Source organism: Natronobacillus azotifigens (genome assembly GCF_026805325.1).
GTDB lineage: Bacteria > Bacillota > Bacilli > Bacillales > Amphibacillaceae > Natronobacillus > Natronobacillus azotifigens.
In genome coordinates this window covers 1-16510 of the sequence record NZ_JAPRAT010000041.1, presented here as the reverse complement: position 1 = coordinate 16510, position 16510 = coordinate 1, and the positions used below count along the sequence as shown (strand labels likewise).

Here is a 16510-nt window from a genome sequence, read left to right as displayed (position 1 = left end):
ATCTGAGTCAAAAGATTGATTTTTATCGATAATAAAAAATATCGTCAGTATGTTTTACGCTTCATGATTGCTTTTAAATTCAAATCAAAAAGCAAAAAAAACCAATAAAAAACCACCATATTCTGGTGATTTTTTATATCTTGCAATATTTACTAATATTAATTACTATGCCCACGGAAGCTAACGTTAGAGTCAGGGATGAGCCACCATAACTCAAGAATGGTAATGTTATACCTGTAACGGGAATTAAACCAATTACCACGCTTATATTTATAATTACTTGCAAAGAAATCATAGATGTAATACCAATTGCCAGTAGTGACCCAAATTTATCAGCAGCTGACAAACCTATTCTCATCCCTCGCCATAATAAAAGAAAAAATAAAATCACGAGAAATCCAGCACCGATAAAACCTAATTCTTCCGCAACGATAGCAAAGATAAAGTCATTATGTGGTTCAGGCAAATAGAAAAACTTCTGCAAACTATTACCCATGCCTAACCCGAACAATCCTCCAGGTCCAATAGCATATAAGGATTGTATAATTTGAAACCCATTTCCTAAAGGATCTTCCCATGGATTTAGGAATGCTGTAATCCGGTTAATACGATAAGGAGCTGAAGCTATTAATCCGATAAAACCCGCAACACCAAGTAATCCTAAAAAGATGAAATGACTTATTTTTGCACCTGCGACAAATAACAGGATAAAGCAAGTGAGCACAATTACCATGCCTGTACCTAGATCTGGTTGTAGCATAATCAAACCAAAAGCCGTAAAGATTAGTAACAGTAACGGTAAGAATCCTTGTTTGAGTGAAGTAATAAATTTTTGCTTCTCTGCTAGGTACGTTGCTAAAAAAATGACTAATGCTAACTTCATGAATTCTGCAGGCTGAATACTAAATGCCCCTACTCCAATCCAACTTCGTGCCCCACCCCGAACTAATCCTACACCAGGAACTAAAACAAGTATTAAGAGAACAAAACATGCCAACAAGATTGGTTTTGCATAATAACGCCATGTGTGGTAAGGGATTTGACTCACGCCATACATCGCAAATAATCCAATTGTCGCAAATAGTAACTGTCGTTTGGCAAAATAAAGAGAATCACCAAACTTATAATCCGCCCAAATACTAGACGCACTATAAACCATGATGATCCCAAATAGTAACAGAGACAAAATGACAGCGATAAGAATGAAATCTGGTGTAGACTGAGAAGATTTATTTTTATTCATCGATTCCTGCCCCACTTTCATAACTAATGAATAGATTCATCAATTTATTTGAGGCTATTGTACAAGCCTTACTTCAGTCTATGCACAAGATCGATAAACATGTCCCCTCTTTCTTCAAACGTTTTAAATTGATCCCAACTAGCGCATGCTGGCGATAGTAAAATGACGTCTCCTTCAGCTGAATATTTGTAAGCTGCAGGAACAGCTTCTTTCAAACCGTCTACTTTTCTGATAATTTTAACATTTGCTTGTTCAGCAATTTGCGTTAACTTCTCTGCTGTTTCTCCATAAACAATCATTACTTTTACATTCTTTAAATAGGGCAATAATTCATCAAAATCATTTCCTCGATCCAAGCCACCCGCTAATAATATCGTTGGCTGTTCAAAAGCAGATAACGCTTTGGAACTAGCGAGAATGTTTGTTGCTTTTGAATCATTATAAAATAGACGTCCATCGAACTGATCAACAAATTGCAGACGATGCTTAACTCCTCCGAATGTTGTAAGTACTCGATAAATGCCCTCAATCGTTGCACCTGCTAACATACAAGCTGCAATACTCGCTAGAATATTTTCTAAGTTATGGGTCCCAACTAACCGAATCTGATTTCGAGCAATGATTTTCTCTTTTTTAAAATAGACATAAGAATCATCACACCATGCACCTGATATTACTTGCTTTGTTGCGCTAAATGGAACTTTTGTTGCTTTTGCCGATTCTACCATTTCAATTACATTAAGATCATCTGCATTATAAATGAGATAATCATCTTCCGTCTGATTAGCAAAAATTTTTGCCTTGGCAGCTTGATATTCAGGAAAAGTACCGTGATAATCCAAATGAGCCGCAAACAAGTTTAATACCATTGAAATCTTTGGTCTAAATTTATCTGTCCCTAATAATTGAAAGGAGGATAACTCTATTACCATACTTTCTTCTTGGTCTAGCTTCTCTGCGACCTCAATAGCAACAGTTCCAATGTTACCGGCTAATTTTACTTTTTGTTCACTTTCTTTTAGCATTTCGTATGTTAAGGTAGTGGTGGTTGTTTTTCCATTCGATCCAGTAATGGCGATTAAAGGATTATTCGTCAAGTAAGGTACCAATTCAATTTCCGTTAGGACTGGAATCCCTATTTTCATAGCATGCTCTACCAATACATTCTCATAAGGAATTCCGGGGTTTTTTATGAGTACATCGATCCTATCCAATAATTCTAACGGATGAGAACCAAGCACTACTTTTACACCCATTTCCTCTAACTCACGAACCGCTACATCTGATTTGGTAGCCTTTAAATCATTAGCCGTAACGCGATATCCATTTTTTACAAGGACACGACAAGTTGCAGTCCCGCTCTTAGCTAAACCGAGTACAAGGATATTTTGATAAGGAAAGCCTTTTAAATAATTCATCCTAACCACACCTCAAGATATATGCCTAAAATAGCAAACAGAAATCCTACCATCCAAAATGTTGTTACTACTCTCCATTCAGACCACCCTTTTAATTCGTAATGATGGTGTAATGGACTCATAAGGAATATTCGTTTTCCTTTCGTCTTAAAATAGGCTACTTGAATCATTACAGATAATGCTTCTAAGACAAATATACCTCCAATAATAGCAAGTAATATTTCCATCTTGGTTAAAATAGAGATGGCAGCAATTGCTGCACCTAACGCTAGCGAACCCGTATCACCCATAAAGACTTTAGCTGGATGAGCGTTAAAAACAAGGAAACCTAATAAAGCTCCAACAACAGCTAAAGAAAAGATGGTAACTTCCATATTGCCTATCGACCAAGCTAAGATACCAAATGCACCAAATGCGATTACTGCCGTTCCTGCTAACAATCCATCTAAACCATCTGTTAAGTTCACTGCATTTGACGAACCAACAATCATAACAATAACTAAAAGTATATAGGTCCAACCCAAATCAAATTGAATTTCAGTTCCTGGAATACCAAGATATGTAGGAAACTCTCTTGTACGTAAAATGATGTAAAATAGAACAGAGATAGCGATTTGACCAATTAATTTTTGTTTTGCAGTTAAACCCAAATTCCTTTTTAAGACTACTTTAATGTAATCATCGATAAAACCTAATACAGCAAATCCAATCAACACCATTAATAACAGACCACTATCGGAAGCTAATGTATTGGTAGTAATTTTACCAATCATAATCACCGTTGTTGCAACGATACTTAAAACAATCATCAGTCCGCCCATTGTAGGGGTACCTGACTTCTTCATATGAGACTTCGGTCCTTCCTCCCTAATACTCTGACCAAATTTTAAACGTCGTAAGAAAGGGATGAAAATCGGTGATGCAAGGACGGTGATTAAAAACGCGATGCTCATTGTAATTATTAATAGATATTCATTCATTCGTATATCCTCCCTGATTAAGCCAACTAACCGTCCAAATCCATGTTATAAACATTGTACATAAGTCCAGGTTAAAAGTCAGTAAAATAAGAAGCCCGAGATAACTCGGAATGCACTTCTTATTTCTTAGTGACTTTTCTAACATTATCTAGCAAACAATTTTTATAATAAAGATTCGACAACTGTTTCTAACTTCATACCTCTAGATGCTTTAACTAAGATTAACGTTTTTTCCTTTACGTATTTTGACAAATACAAAATTAATGCTTCTTTATCTTGAAAATGCTTTGCTTTTACTAGTGTCGACTCACTAATTTCTTTCGCATGTTCACCAATCGTGCAGACAAGATCAACTTCACGAATGGACACACCAACTAACCGGTGAAATTCTCTTGCATGATCGCCTAACTCAAACATATCTCCCAATATGAGAATCTTTGTTTGATAGCCTTTCATTTGTGAAACCACCTCAATAGATGCTTGCATAGAGGTGGGGGATGCATTATAAGCATCATTAATAACCGTAACACCATTCTTACCATTTATTAATTCAAAACGCATTTTTGTCATTTTTAGCTTTTGTAACGCTTCTGCAATCTCAAAATTAGACACTCCTAATTCGGTTGCTAACACAATGGCATATGCCGCATTTTTGGCATGATGCTTCCCTAATAGAGGTAAACGAAAGAATTGATCAATTCCCTGTAAAGAAAAAGTCGTAACCGCACCACTTAATTCAACGTTCTCAATGACAAAATCGTTGTTCCTTTCAAAACCGACAGATAACGATCGTACTTTCTCTTGATATGGCTCTAACAACGGCTCGTCTCCGTCAAAAACAAATAGTCCGTTCTCCTGTAAACCTTCTAGTATTTCCGTTTTTGCTTGTGCAATTCCTTCTCTAGAACCTAGATGTTCAATATGCGACTCTCCAATATTTGTAATGATCGCAAAATCAGGTTTCGCAATATTTGATAAAACAGATATCTCTCCAAGATGATTCATGCCCATTTCCAACACAAGCACCTCAGTATTTGGTGACATCGATAAAATAGTTAAGGGGACTCCAATATGATTATTTAGATTTCCCAATGTATAATGTGTTTGATATTTTTTTTCAAGAACTGCAGTAACAATATCCTTCGTTGTCGTTTTCCCATTAGAACCAGTGATCCCGACAACCGTTGGATTCACCAGATTTCGATACACACGCGCTAATTCTTGCAAAGAAACCAGTGTATCTTCCACGTAATACACAGGAAAATCATTTGGTGTAAACGTAGGTAAAGGAACACCTTTATCCCAAAGACATGCTACTGCTCCTTGTTTAATCGCCTGATCTAAAAAATCATGCCCATCAAACTTTTCCCCTCTCAAAGGAATAAAAAGTCCATGATCTAACGATTTTCTACTATCTGTTGAGACTTGTTTTATCGATATCCCATCATTAACACTGCCTCGAAAATCAGGGAATATTTCAACTAATAAATCTGTGGTAAATAACATCCTCATTGCTCCTTTATATTCACCAATTCAATCATTTCGCTTGATAGCAGCTAACGCAATTTGGTAATCGTCGAAATCTAGCACCTGATCTCCAATAATTTGATAGTTCTCATGTCCTTTTCCAGCAATTAAAACCACATCATCTGCTTCTGCTCGCGCAATCGCATTCTCGATCGCTTCTTTGCGATCCAAACAAACTTCATATTGTTTGCTCTTTACACCTACTAACATATCCTCAATAATCTGCATAGGATCTTCTGAACGTGGATTATCGGAAGTATAAAACGTAAAATCAGCTTGTTGATCCGCAATTTCTGCCATTATTGGCCGTTTCTTTTTATCTCGATCTCCTCCACAGCCTACTACTAAATAGATTCGACCCTTAACAAAGCTTTTTAAAGTTTTTAACACGTTATCCAATGAATCTGGGGTGTGTGAGTAATCAATGACAACCCCAAAATCTAAATCACTGTCCACTGCTTCAAATCTACCTCTTACTCCTTTAGAGTGCTCAAATGACTGTTTTATTGTTTTTAAAGGAACACCAGATAAAAGGGCAGCAGTTGCTGCAGCAAGCATATTGTAAACATTAAATTTCCCCATTAAGTTGGTACGAATAAAAACTTCACCCATCCATGTCGTTAAACGAAACGATGTGCCCGTAGCTGCTAGTAGTATATCGGAAGCTTGAACATTTGCTTCATGATCGATTCCATACGTGACTACGGGTTGACTAGTTGCTCGAATAAACGCATCACTATATGCATCATCTTGATTAATAACGGCATACTTGGGATGTTTTGCATCATAACTATTTCCTAATTGAAAAAAAAGTCGTGTTTTTGCCCGCATATAGCTATCCATATCCTTGTGAAAATCAAGGTGATCTTGTGATAAATTCGTAAAAATCGCCGTGTCAAAATCACAACCATTCACACGCCCCAAATCAAGCGCATGAGAAGAAACCTCCATTACCACATGTTCTACTTTTTGTTGAACCATCGCTTGAAAGTTTTTTTGTAAAAAAGAAGCCTCTGGTGTTGTATTAGCAACAGGATACACCTCATTTCCAATTTTCATCTGAATGGTACCAATGGATGCTGTTTTCCGCTCATCCAATCGGTATATCTCATCTAATAGATGGGTAACTGATGTTTTTCCATTTGTACCAGTTACACCTGTAACATGAAGTTTTTTGGTTGGATGATCATAAAACTGATTTGCTAATATCGGTAAAACTCGATTAGTATCCCGAACATAAATGATTGGAATACCAACTACATCAACCGCTTTTTCTGCCACAATTGCGATCGCACCGTTTTCTTTCGCTTGGTTAACAAAAGCATGCCCATCTACAGTATAGCCAGGAATACAAACAAATAAATCACCTTCTTTTACTTCACGTGAATCAACAGTTAAACCAGTAACTGTTTGATGATCTATTTCACCTTCTAATTGATAAACTGGTAATATTGATAACAAATTGATTAATGTTTTCATCTTTTCATCCCTACTGTGACTTAGTTATTCTTACTAATGCAATAATGCGAATTTCCTTATGCTAGAGTAGAAGCTTTCGTATTGAAAAAAAGACAATACTGAGCCCCTTTTATCTATTATAGTCATCATAACCACTTTTTATAGTATAGCAAAAAAAACAACGGGAATCACGATTAATTGTCTAAATCAGAAAAGTAAAGACGAACCGTATCTCCAGATGGTATTTGAGTTCCCGGCTTAGGAGCTTGATCGATAATCGTATTTCCTTCACCTGTTGCCTCAATTGCTAGTTGCGTCATATATTGATGTAAATCTTCTCGCTCTAACCCGATTAGATCCGGCACTTCTACAAGCGGTTGTTCTGGCCACTGATAGTCTTTATCCAGTCCGTCTTCTCTTGGCTCTACGCCCATAGCTCGTAAACTATCACCAATCACATTGCCTACAATTGGAGCAGCAACAACCCCACCAAATTGCACGGTGTTTTTTGGATTATCAATTGCAATATATACAACAATCTGCGGGTCATCAGCCGGGGCAAAACCGATAAATGAGACAATATGGTTGTTCTCTAAATAACGACCACTAGCTCCTACTTTTTGTGCCGTACCAGTTTTCCCACCTACACGATAACCTGGAACATAAGCACCTCTTCCCGTCCCTTTTGCAACGACACTTTCGAGTGCATATCGTACTTCTTCTGAAGTTTCATCTGAGATTACTTGTTCTTTGAATACAGGCTCGTTTTTTTCTACAATATCCCCCGTTCTTGGGTCAATCCACTGATCCACTAAATAAGGTTGATACAGATTCCCACCGTTCACTGCAGCAGAAACTGCCATCACTTGTTGAATTGGTGTAACCGAAACCCCTTGTCCGAAAGCGGTTGTAGCTAATTCCACTGGTCCTACACGATCAAGATTGAACAGAATACCACTAGCTTCTCCAGCTAGATCGATACCAGTTTTTTCACCAAATCCAAATTTATCAATATACCCAAATAGAGTCTCTTTTCCTAACGCCTCACCTAATGTAACAAAACCAGGGTTACAAGAATTTTGCACTACCTCTAAGTACGTTTGGTGCCCATGACCACCATGTTTCCAACAACGCAGTTTAGCTCCGCCCACTTTAATGGAACCACTATCATAATATTCATCTTCTTCTAAATCAACTAGTTGTTCTTCTAGCGCAGCTGCCAGTGTGATAATTTTAAACGTTGATCCTGGCTCATACGTACTCCATATTGGTAGATTACGATCGTATACACTAGCTTCGACTGATTGATAATCACTAGGACTAAAAGTAGGACGTGATGACATCCCCAATACAGACCCAGTCTTAGGGTCTACTGCAATAGCAAGTGCTCCATCTGGGTCATAGGTAGCTTCTGCAATATCTAATTCTCTTTCAATAATCGTCTGAACACTAGCATCAATTGTCAATTGAAGATCCAATCCATCAACAGGTGCTTCATAAGTGTCTGCTAAATCTGGTAACCTTCGACCCTTTGCATCGGAATAAAAAGACAAACTACCTCGTTCTCCACGAAGATAGTTATCATAATACAATTCCAAGCCCATTAACCCTTGATTATCAATTCCACTAAAGCCAAGAACATGAGCAAGATATTGATCATTAGGATAATGTCGTTTCGTATCTTTCGCAATATAAACACCATCAAATCCTAATGTTTGGATAGCTAATGCTTGCTCTTCCGATATTTTTCGCCCTTCATTAAATCGTACAATACTCGTGTTTTTTGTTGCATATTCAAGCATTTTTTCTTTCGATACATTCAGAACCTGCCCTAACTTATCAGCAACTAAATCCTGATTGTTAATTTGTCTTGGTACTAACATAACAGTCGGAGCTGATACATTTTCAACCAAAACCTCCCCATGCTTGTCTAATATTTTTCCACGCTCTGCCTCAAAATGAATATCGCGACTCCACGATGCTTGAGCTCTTTCTGTTAATTCAGCTCCCGTAATAAACTGTACATAACCTAATCGAAATATCGTTGCAACAAATAAAATCGTTGCAAAAAGAAATACAGTGACTATTCTTCTGCGAATGGTGACATTAGATACCCGTTTCATAAGTCAGCTCCTCTTTGCTAAGACTGAAAATTACTCGTATCTAATATATGACATTCACAGCTGAATAGAACACTGTACAATGATGAATCCATCATTCATAATCAATCCACAGACTCTTCTAAGTCTTCCTCCGCTTCTGTTGTTTCACCATTTTGATCAGAATCTGTTTCTTCATTAAATTCCTCTGTCTTTTGGTTTGGTGGAGCAAATTCAACAACCAAATAACTATTTTCTTCGATTACAGAACCTTCATCAACACTTTGAAAGGTTGCAAAACCGGAACCGAACACTTCAATATCTAATTGGACTAAGTCTGCAAATTCCAATACATTTCTTAGTGACCAGTTTGTTACATCAGGCATTGTGGGTTGATCAGTTACTAGTAATACGCGTCTTGTTGTGGTAATAATATCATCTTTTATTACGTTTGCGTTTGCAATCGCATCTCCGTCACCAATCACTTCAACTCGGAGTCCCGCTTCGGTTAACTCCTCTTTCACTTGAACAACCGACTTACCAATAACGTCAGGAAAACGATACGTTAGAACTTGTTCTTCTGGATCTTTATCTGGTTTTATATTCAAATAGTGCAAGCTACTTTCCATCACATGACGAAAAATAAAAGATACGGGTGCAGAACCAGCCTCGTCTTCTTCAATATTTGGTTGCTGAACCGTGATATACATCATTAGTTCTGGATCATCAATAGGTGCCATCCCTAAAAAAGAAAAAATATAATTTTGATGACCTGTTAAATAACCACCTTCAGGATTTGATATTTGAGCCGTACCTGTCTTCCCGCCAGCACGATAGTCAGTTAGTGCATACCTACGCCCTGTACCAACATCAGATGTTACTACAGATTCTAATGCTTCTAAAACCTGTTTAGCCGTGTCTTCTGAAATCGGCGTTCCTGCTACTTCCGGTTCTTTTTGTTCTACTACTTCTCCCGTAGAAGCATCTGTTATGTGAGAAATCACATATGGTTTCATCATTTTCCCTTGATTTGCTATCGAAGTAGCTGCTTTTAACAATTGTATTGGTGTAACAGTCGTCCCTTGTCCAAAAGAAGAAGTTATTTGTTCAATGGGGAAATTGTACAGAATTGTCCCTTGTTGTTCACGAGGTAAATCAATACCAGTTGGTCGATCAAAATGAAATGCAGTTAAATAATCCCGAAAAGTGCTCGGACCCATTTTATCCCAAACTAGTTTGGACATCGCAACATTCGAAGATCTTTGAAAACCTTCTGCGAACGTAATTTCTCCCCAACTTCGATTATAGTCACTAACAGGTCGACTAATTTGATCAATCATGAACCTCCCCGATTGGTAAGTAGCTTCAGGCTGGTAGATACCTTCTTCGATCGCAGCAGCAATCGTAAATGCCTTCATCGTGGACCCAGGTTCTATTGGTGTAGAAACAACATCATTAAACCAATTTTCTACCTCACCTAAATCATTTGGATCATAACTCGGTCGATTACTCATCGCTAAAATTTCACCGGTCTTCGGATCGATAACTGTTGCTGTGATCCGTTCAGGTTCATATTGCTCCATCACTTGGGTAAGAGCATCCTCAAGAAATGTTTGAATTTTTTGGTCAATCGTAAGATGAACATGATTACCGTCTTCTTCTTCAACCATTACCTCATTCGCATCCAATAATCTCATATTATAACTATCTCTCTGAAAAGATACAGAACCATTCTGCCCAGTTAAATGATCATTTAATAATGCTTCGATACCTGTCAATCCAGTTATTGTTGATTCATCATTATCTTGAGCAAAACCAATCACTTGGGAAGCAAATATTCCATTAGGATAGTACCTCTTCGGTTGCTCGATAAAATGAATCCCTGGCAGTTCAAGGTCATCAATCGCATTTTTTTGTTCTTGGGTTAATTGCCTACCTATCCTTCCAAATTCAACTTGAAATTTGTCATTATCAATTCCCGTTTCAAGCGTATTTCGAATGTCCCTCTCTTCCCCTCCTAAAATTGGAGCTAAACTAGATGCTGTTATGTCTACATCAGCAACATGATTTAATCTTTTTTCAGGATTTGGAGAATATGATTCGTCTACTATTGCATATAGATTATAAGTGGCAATATCTTTTGCAAGTTCCATTCCGTTGCGGTCATATATAACACCTCTATTTGCAGGTAACTCATATTGATTGGTACGCTGCCGAGCTGCCCATTCTTTTAAGTCTACTCCTTGTACTGACCCTGTAGCTTGTATGTAAATAAATCGTCCAGAGAGAGCTAAGAAAATTGCTACGAATAAAAATAGCAAAATGTTTGTTAGTAGTTGTGTCTTGCTATTTTTAACCACCTAGGTTCCCACCTTTTTCACTCAAAATATTTTGTTGTTTGTCTCACTCGTGTATTTTGAATTTCCAGACCGTTCTCTTTGGCCACAGCTAAAATTCGATCTGGATTGCTATACTCGATGACTTGATATTCTAAGTTTGCATTGATGGTCTCTTGTTCAGAAATTTGATTTTCTAAACGTTGCACATCACGGTTTATTGAATCGATATTTGAACTGAACGAAACAATATACAATAACGCAATTGCTGTAAGCACACCATACATCACACCTAATAATTTCTCGCCCGTTGTAATTCGTCGCGACTTGACCTTTGTTTGTTTTTGTGGCCTTTGACGCGGTTCCGTTCGTCTCGTTCTTTCCGGTATCGTTTGTTGCCATTGTCGTGCTTCACTAGAATTCGTCATGCCTTATCCCGCCCTTCCTGATAGAAAAAATCTGGATTCCATGGTTTTATTTTTTCAACAATTCTTAGTTTTGCTGAGCGCGCTCTTCTATTCTTGTCCAATTCTTCTGTATCTGCAATGATTGGTTTTCTTGTAATAAGCTTAAACGGTGGTCTACTTCCTTCTGGTACAACCGGCATATTTCTCGGTAAAGGAGGTTCTGTGCTCCATTTTTTAAATGCTTGTTTGCAAATCCTATCTTCCAATGAATGGAATGTTATCACTGCAATTCGTCCTCCGACTCGAACCGTTTGTGCAGCCTGATGTAATACATCGTAAAAGGCATGCAGTTCATCATTTACTGCAATTCGAATGGCTTGAAATATCCGTTTTGCCGGATGCCCACCAGTTCTTCTTGCCGCCGCAGGAATCGCTTCTTTAATAACCTCTACTAATTGATAGGTTGACTCTATTGGTGCGATTTCCCGATTCGCTTCTATCTTTCGTGCAATCTGTTTTGAAAATTTCTCCTCACCGTATTTATAAAAAATTCGCACAAGATCTTGATACGGCCACGTATTGATCACTTCATAAGCAGATAACGTCTGTGTTTGATCCATTCTCATATCCAAAGGTGCGTCTTTTTGATAGCTAAAACCTCTTTCACCATGATCGAGTTGAGGAGAAGAAACACCTAAATCAAATAAAAAGCCATCTACTTCCTCAATCTGATGTTCTTTTAAGACATCCGTTACATAACGAAAATTCGAGTGAATAAACATGATCTTATCTTTATATGAGTCAAGTCGTTGTTTCGCTGCTTTTAATGCATGTTCGTCTTGATCAAAAGCAATTAAGCGACCATGTTCATTCAAGCGCTGAACAATTTGTTCAGAGTGCCCACCAGCACCCAAGGTTCCATCTACATAAGTGCCGTTAGCCACAATATTTAGTCCTTCTACTGCTTCTTGTTGTAAGACACTTTCATGTTCAAACATGCATTCACCTTCTTCATTATTTTCATCAATAATCATCTATTAAAAATCGATATCTAACATATTTTCAGCGATCTCTGCAAAAGATTCTTCTGATTCTTCCACATAGCCATTCCATGCATCTTCTGCCCAGAATTCTACGCGGTTAGAAACCCCAATAACAGCACATTCTTTATCAAGTACTGCGTATTTTCTTAAAGGAGCAGGTAAATTAATTCTTCCCTGTTTATCCATTTCACATTCAACAGCACCAGAAAAGAAGAAACGAGTAAATGCTCGTGCATCTTTTTTTGTTAAAGGAAGCTTTTTTAATTTTGCTTCCAACGAGCGCCATTCGTCCATCGGATAAGCAAACAAACATTGATCCAGACCTCTAGTGACTACGAAAACTTCACCTAGAGCGTCTCGAAATTTAGCCGGTACAATGATCCGACCTTTTGTATCAATATTATGCTTGTATTCTCCCATAAACATAATAATCGCCCACCTTTTTTTCCATCTTACCACATCCCCCCACTATCCACCACAATTAATTGCCTGTTATTTAGAAAAAATGGTAATTACGTACAAGTGTTCGCATTTTATTGTGGTGAATATAACCATGCATTTTAATAAATTACAAATGTGTTATAATTAGGTAGTGATTAAACAAACATTGTGATAGAGAAAAACAGTATACTTAGCTATAAAAGAAGAGGTAGAAACCTAATGTTGATTAGTTCAGTTTTTATGAAGATACAATAGAAATATCAAACCAATTGCTAAAACCAAATCGCATATAGTCATTCGGTATTTTACTTTTTCTGTTAATTAATGTTCTTGGGTTTTATGTTAAACTAATAAGGTGAGAATACTATTGGTAAGGAAAAAAATTTTCAAAGGGGCTGAAATCGTGAAGTTAGGTGTGAAAAAAGATGAAGTAAAGCTAGTCGATTATACGCCTGAATGGAACGAAGAACTTAATAGAGTGAAAAGCAATATAAACTTAAACATTGAAGAAAATCGTATTGAGCATATTGGTAGTACCGCAATTAAAGATATGTCAGCAAAACCCATCTTGGATATTATAGTTGGAATTGATGATATACAGAATGTAGATGAAGCGGTTTTCAGTGGGTTAAAGAATCTAGGATTTTTAAGATTGAGGGTTGAAAGACCAAATGAAATCATTCTTGCGAAATTCACAGATAAAACATACGAAGAAAAGACACACTATATACATTTAGTAGAATTCCATAACGAGCTTTGGGATAATCTAACTTTCTTTAGGGATTATCTGAATCACAACGAAGATGCGAGAAAAGAGTATTTAGAGGTGAAATTGGAATATCTAAAAAATTCAACAACTGGAGTAAATGAATACACTGATTACAAAGAAGAGTTTGTTAAAAAAATAATTAAAAAGAGAACTAGTTAATCAGTGTCATCCCATGAATATAATTAAACCTTAAAAACGCTTGGAAAATGCTCCAAGCGCTTTTATATGCTAATTTAATTGTGATTGTTATTCACCTTTAATGTAAGATTTACTATGGTATTCAGCATTTTCTCCATATTATCTGAACCACTTAACCTAATATTTGTACATCTTTTTAGCTATTGAATAGCATTCCCCTATTTTGGTGGTAAATGGTGGGGGATTATAATTTGACAATATAATGCCCTTGTCCAAATTGATAATTTTCCTTCATTAATTTAGTTAACCAATCACTACCATATTGATTCAAAAAACTAACTATATTCCAACAACGTTCTTGTAATCCATTGTTAGGATGAACTACTAATTCCACACGATCAAATTCATCTAATGTCCGTTTATGTTTATCCGATAATCTTTTTTCCATCGCTTTTTGTAAAAAATCTATTTGTTGATATAAATAAATTAAGTTTTTTTCCGCCATCTCCCCTAAATCTGCATCCATTTCATTAGCTAAGTGCCTTAATGGTTGATGTGCTTGATCAATGGCTCGCTTGACTTCTGTAATTAGTGGAATTAAAGGTGGTTCACATTGTCCGGCTAACCAAGTTAGCTTAGCATTGGTAGCTCCAGAAGAAAGCAACTGCTCAAACTCTAAGTGGTGCTTTGCTATTTTCTTCTCAATAGTTCGATCAATAATCGTAAAAGATAAACGCGGTATGACTGGTGGCATTTTGTATCCAATCGCATGAAAAGCTGGCTTCAAAATAGACCAATAAGCCAATTCACCAGGACCTGCAAAGAAAGCTAAAGTAGGAAATAAACATTCTTGCATAACAGGTCTTGTAACCACATTATTACTTAAATTTCCCGGCTGCTCTCTTGCAATTTCCAACAATTCTTCGGTCGTAAATTCACAGGTTTTATGCTTATCCTGCCAATGATCTTTTGCTACTTTCTCTAATAGTACCCTTTTTCCATTCTTATGATAAAACAAATGCCCATCGTCTTCATCGGCATCAACTGAAATCAGATAACCATCTTGCCGAACCTGTTGTAACGTTCGATTAACCCCTTGGGATATTTGTGGTTGTTTCATAATCAACTGCTGAAAATAAGTTGTCTCTATTTTTCTTACTTCTGGATCACCCGAATCAATTAATACCAAACCTTGTTGTGCAAATAATTGATTGGTAAGTTTCGCAAAAAAATCTACATAAGTAACAGAATCCTTAGCAATAGATTTCAATTGATTGTATAGTGGTTTTGAATAAGCAGTTTCTGTAAGTTCCACAAAAAGACGATCTAACCATTCGTCCAACGCTTCATAATTTATTTCTATTGAAGAAACTGACTTTTTTTCATGATCTGATTGCCAAAGTGGATATTTTTTCATTTCATTCTGATTGGGTAGAAATATATGATTGATTTCAGCAAAGTCATGATCTTCTCCAGCAATCCAGAACACCGGAATTACCGGGACCTTAAGTATCTCTTCTTGTTGCCTTGCAAAAACAATGATAGAGATTATTTTATGTATCGTATACAGCGGACCTGTTAAAAGGCCTGCTTGCTGACCACCGATTACCACAACACTATTTGCATCGTTTAATCTCTGAATATTGGCTAACACAAGGTCATCTTGATCCCATTTCTTATGTAACTTAGTAAGCACTTCAACAAGCTGACCTCGTTGGTAGTCTACTTTCTGGATATCTTTTAACCGTTCCAACCAAATACCTTTATCATTTGGATTATAGTCAAACCGTTGAAGGATTGTATTCTCCCCTCTTAGGTAATCTTGTAATAATTTATTCTGCTCCATGGTGACGGCATCGATCTGCATACACACCTACTCCTTTAATGGTTCCATTAGTACCCCTATTAAACATGATTAAGATACAAGTTTCAATAATAACGCAATGATAATAATTAGAAAATTGATAATAAAAAAGAGGAAAAAAATTGTTCGTAAAAATAATTGCCATACTCGTTTAAAGATAATATCTCCAATTAACTTCCACTGTATAATAATAAAGAATAAAAGCAAAGTAAGCAAAATCACAATTGTCCATCCAATATAACTGGAACCAAACGTCTGATCAACAATAACGAAAAATGATAGTAAATAAAAGCAAGCGGAATATTGCATACTTGCGTGAACGGCATATTTCTTGTTTCCCGTACTCTTCTTAAACAAATAATACAATAGTAATGTAACAAGCAATGGAAAGGTGACCATAATTCCTAGTAAGTAAGCAAAAAGTTGTTGTAACATGAATTTCCCCCCTTTTATTCCAATGCTTTAATAGATTGATAATAATACTCAACTAGTGGTGCTGGTGTTGCTGCATGTTTTTGAACATACCCCAAAATACCATCAATTTCTGTACGTCGACCAAGCTCAACATCTACTTTCATTGAGGAGTCATTACCTTTCGTTCGTTCGGCAATTTCTTGCACTCGTGCCCACTGTTTATCGGGATCCATTGATAATGCTTGAGCTATTTCCTTTGTAAGATCAAATGCAATTTCATTCAGATAAGAATTAGTCAGGATCCCACCATTTTTGATCTGATGAACAGCTGTAATTGGGTTAATCACACCATTAATAATTAATTTATCTAATA

General features: G+C 36.7%; 14 protein-coding genes. 1 reads left to right on the top strand and 13 read right to left on the bottom strand.

Translation table 11 applies throughout. The features are described from left to right. Positions 1-133: 133 nt before the first annotated feature. From spoVE to mraZ, 10 genes are all read right to left on the bottom strand, one after another. Positions 134-1243: a stage V sporulation protein E gene (gene spoVE / locus OWO01_RS15105; RefSeq protein WP_268781312.1), complete on the bottom strand. Its 1110-nt coding sequence runs from the start codon at positions 1241-1243 to the stop codon at positions 134-136. A 68-nt stretch (positions 1244-1311) separates the two neighbouring features. Further along, on the bottom strand, positions 1312-2661 hold the full coding sequence (gene murD, locus OWO01_RS15100) for a UDP-N-acetylmuramoyl-L-alanine--D-glutamate ligase (RefSeq protein ID WP_268781311.1): 1350 nt from the start codon (positions 2659-2661) through the stop codon (positions 1312-1314). Then, positions 2658-3641, bottom strand: a complete 984-nt coding sequence (mraY, locus tag OWO01_RS15095) for a phospho-N-acetylmuramoyl-pentapeptide-transferase (protein WP_268781310.1) — start codon at positions 3639-3641, stop codon at positions 2658-2660. The genes murD and mraY overlap by 4 nt, the downstream gene beginning before the upstream one ends. A gap of 162 nt (positions 3642-3803) precedes the next feature. Then, positions 3804-5147: a UDP-N-acetylmuramoyl-tripeptide--D-alanyl-D-alanine ligase gene (locus tag OWO01_RS15090; RefSeq protein WP_268781309.1), complete on the bottom strand. Its 1344-nt coding sequence runs from the start codon at positions 5145-5147 to the stop codon at positions 3804-3806. A gap of 27 nt (positions 5148-5174) precedes the next feature. Next, the gene (locus tag OWO01_RS15085) at positions 5175-6647 is read right to left on the bottom strand and encodes a UDP-N-acetylmuramoyl-L-alanyl-D-glutamate--2,6-diaminopimelate ligase (RefSeq protein WP_268781308.1); all 1473 of its coding nucleotides are present in this window, start codon (positions 6645-6647) and stop codon (positions 5175-5177) included. 173 nt (positions 6648-6820) lie between these two features. Continuing rightward, positions 6821-8749, bottom strand: a complete 1929-nt coding sequence (locus OWO01_RS15080; protein ID WP_268781307.1) for a stage V sporulation protein D — start codon at positions 8747-8749, stop codon at positions 6821-6823. Positions 8750-8850: 101 nt separating this feature from the next. Then, entirely contained in the window at positions 8851-11085 is a 2235-nt protein-coding gene (locus tag OWO01_RS15075; RefSeq protein ID WP_268781306.1) for a penicillin-binding protein, read from the bottom strand. Positions 11086-11102: 17 nt separating this feature from the next. Further along, on the bottom strand, positions 11103-11489 hold the full coding sequence (gene ftsL / locus OWO01_RS15070; protein ID WP_268781305.1) for a cell division protein FtsL: 387 nt from the start codon (positions 11487-11489) through the stop codon (positions 11103-11105). Next, positions 11486-12466 (bottom strand): 16S rRNA (cytosine(1402)-N(4))-methyltransferase RsmH, encoded by a 981-nt coding sequence (rsmH, locus tag OWO01_RS15065; RefSeq protein ID WP_268781304.1) that lies wholly within the window; start codon positions 12464-12466, stop codon positions 11486-11488. Before rsmH ends, ftsL begins: the two co-directional genes overlap by 4 nt. Before the next feature lie 39 nt (positions 12467-12505). Further along, the gene (gene mraZ, locus OWO01_RS15060) at positions 12506-12937 is read right to left on the bottom strand and encodes a division/cell wall cluster transcriptional repressor MraZ (RefSeq protein WP_268781303.1); all 432 of its coding nucleotides are present in this window, start codon (positions 12935-12937) and stop codon (positions 12506-12508) included. Positions 12938-13355: 418 nt separating this feature from the next. On the opposite strand from mraZ, the gene OWO01_RS15055 reads away from it, so the two are divergent. Further along, entirely contained in the window at positions 13356-13880 is a 525-nt protein-coding gene (locus tag OWO01_RS15055) for a GrpB family protein (protein WP_268781302.1), read from the top strand. Positions 13881-14103: 223 nt separating this feature from the next. On the opposite strand, the gene bshC is transcribed toward OWO01_RS15055, so the two are convergent. The 3 genes from bshC to OWO01_RS15040 form a co-directional block, all read right to left on the bottom strand. Further along, positions 14104-15726 (bottom strand): bacillithiol biosynthesis cysteine-adding enzyme BshC, encoded by a 1623-nt coding sequence (bshC, locus tag OWO01_RS15050; protein ID WP_268781301.1) that lies wholly within the window; start codon positions 15724-15726, stop codon positions 14104-14106. 48 nt (positions 15727-15774) lie between these two features. Next, positions 15775-16158: a DUF3397 family protein gene (locus OWO01_RS15045; RefSeq protein ID WP_268781300.1), complete on the bottom strand. Its 384-nt coding sequence runs from the start codon at positions 16156-16158 to the stop codon at positions 15775-15777. Positions 16159-16172: 14 nt separating this feature from the next. Next, positions 16173-16510, bottom strand: a 338-nt coding sequence (locus OWO01_RS15040) for a ketopantoate reductase family protein (protein ID WP_272506184.1), incomplete at its 5' end; no start/stop codon positions are given.

Bases quoted from the DNA above. Each gene is read 5' to 3' on its own strand.
- mraY (WP_268781310.1), bottom strand. From the start codon at position 3,641: ATGAATGAATATCTATTAATAATTACAATGAGCATCGCGTTTTTAATC.
- ftsL (WP_268781305.1), bottom strand. From the start codon at position 11,489: ATGACGAATTCTAGTGAAGCACGACAATGGCAACAAACGATACCGGAA.
- murD (WP_268781311.1), bottom strand. From the start codon at position 2,661: ATGAATTATTTAAAAGGCTTTCCTTATCAAAATATCCTTGTACTCGGT.
- OWO01_RS15045 (WP_268781300.1), bottom strand. From the start codon at position 16,158: ATGTTACAACAACTTTTTGCTTACTTACTAGGAATTATGGTCACCTTT.
- spoVE (WP_268781312.1), bottom strand. From the start codon at position 1,243: ATGAATAAAAATAAATCTTCTCAGTCTACACCAGATTTCATTCTTATC.
- OWO01_RS15090 (WP_268781309.1), bottom strand. From the start codon at position 5,147: ATGTTATTTACCACAGATTTATTAGTTGAAATATTCCCTGATTTTCGA.
- rsmH (WP_268781304.1), bottom strand. From the start codon at position 12,466: ATGTTTGAACATGAAAGTGTCTTACAACAAGAAGCAGTAGAAGGACTA.
- OWO01_RS15080 (WP_268781307.1), bottom strand. From the start codon at position 8,749: ATGAAACGGGTATCTAATGTCACCATTCGCAGAAGAATAGTCACTGTA.
- mraZ (WP_268781303.1), bottom strand. From the start codon at position 12,937: ATGTTTATGGGAGAATACAAGCATAATATTGATACAAAAGGTCGGATC.
- bshC (WP_268781301.1), bottom strand. From the start codon at position 15,726: ATGCAGATCGATGCCGTCACCATGGAGCAGAATAAATTATTACAAGAT.
- OWO01_RS15085 (WP_268781308.1), bottom strand. From the start codon at position 6,647: ATGAAAACATTAATCAATTTGTTATCAATATTACCAGTTTATCAATTA.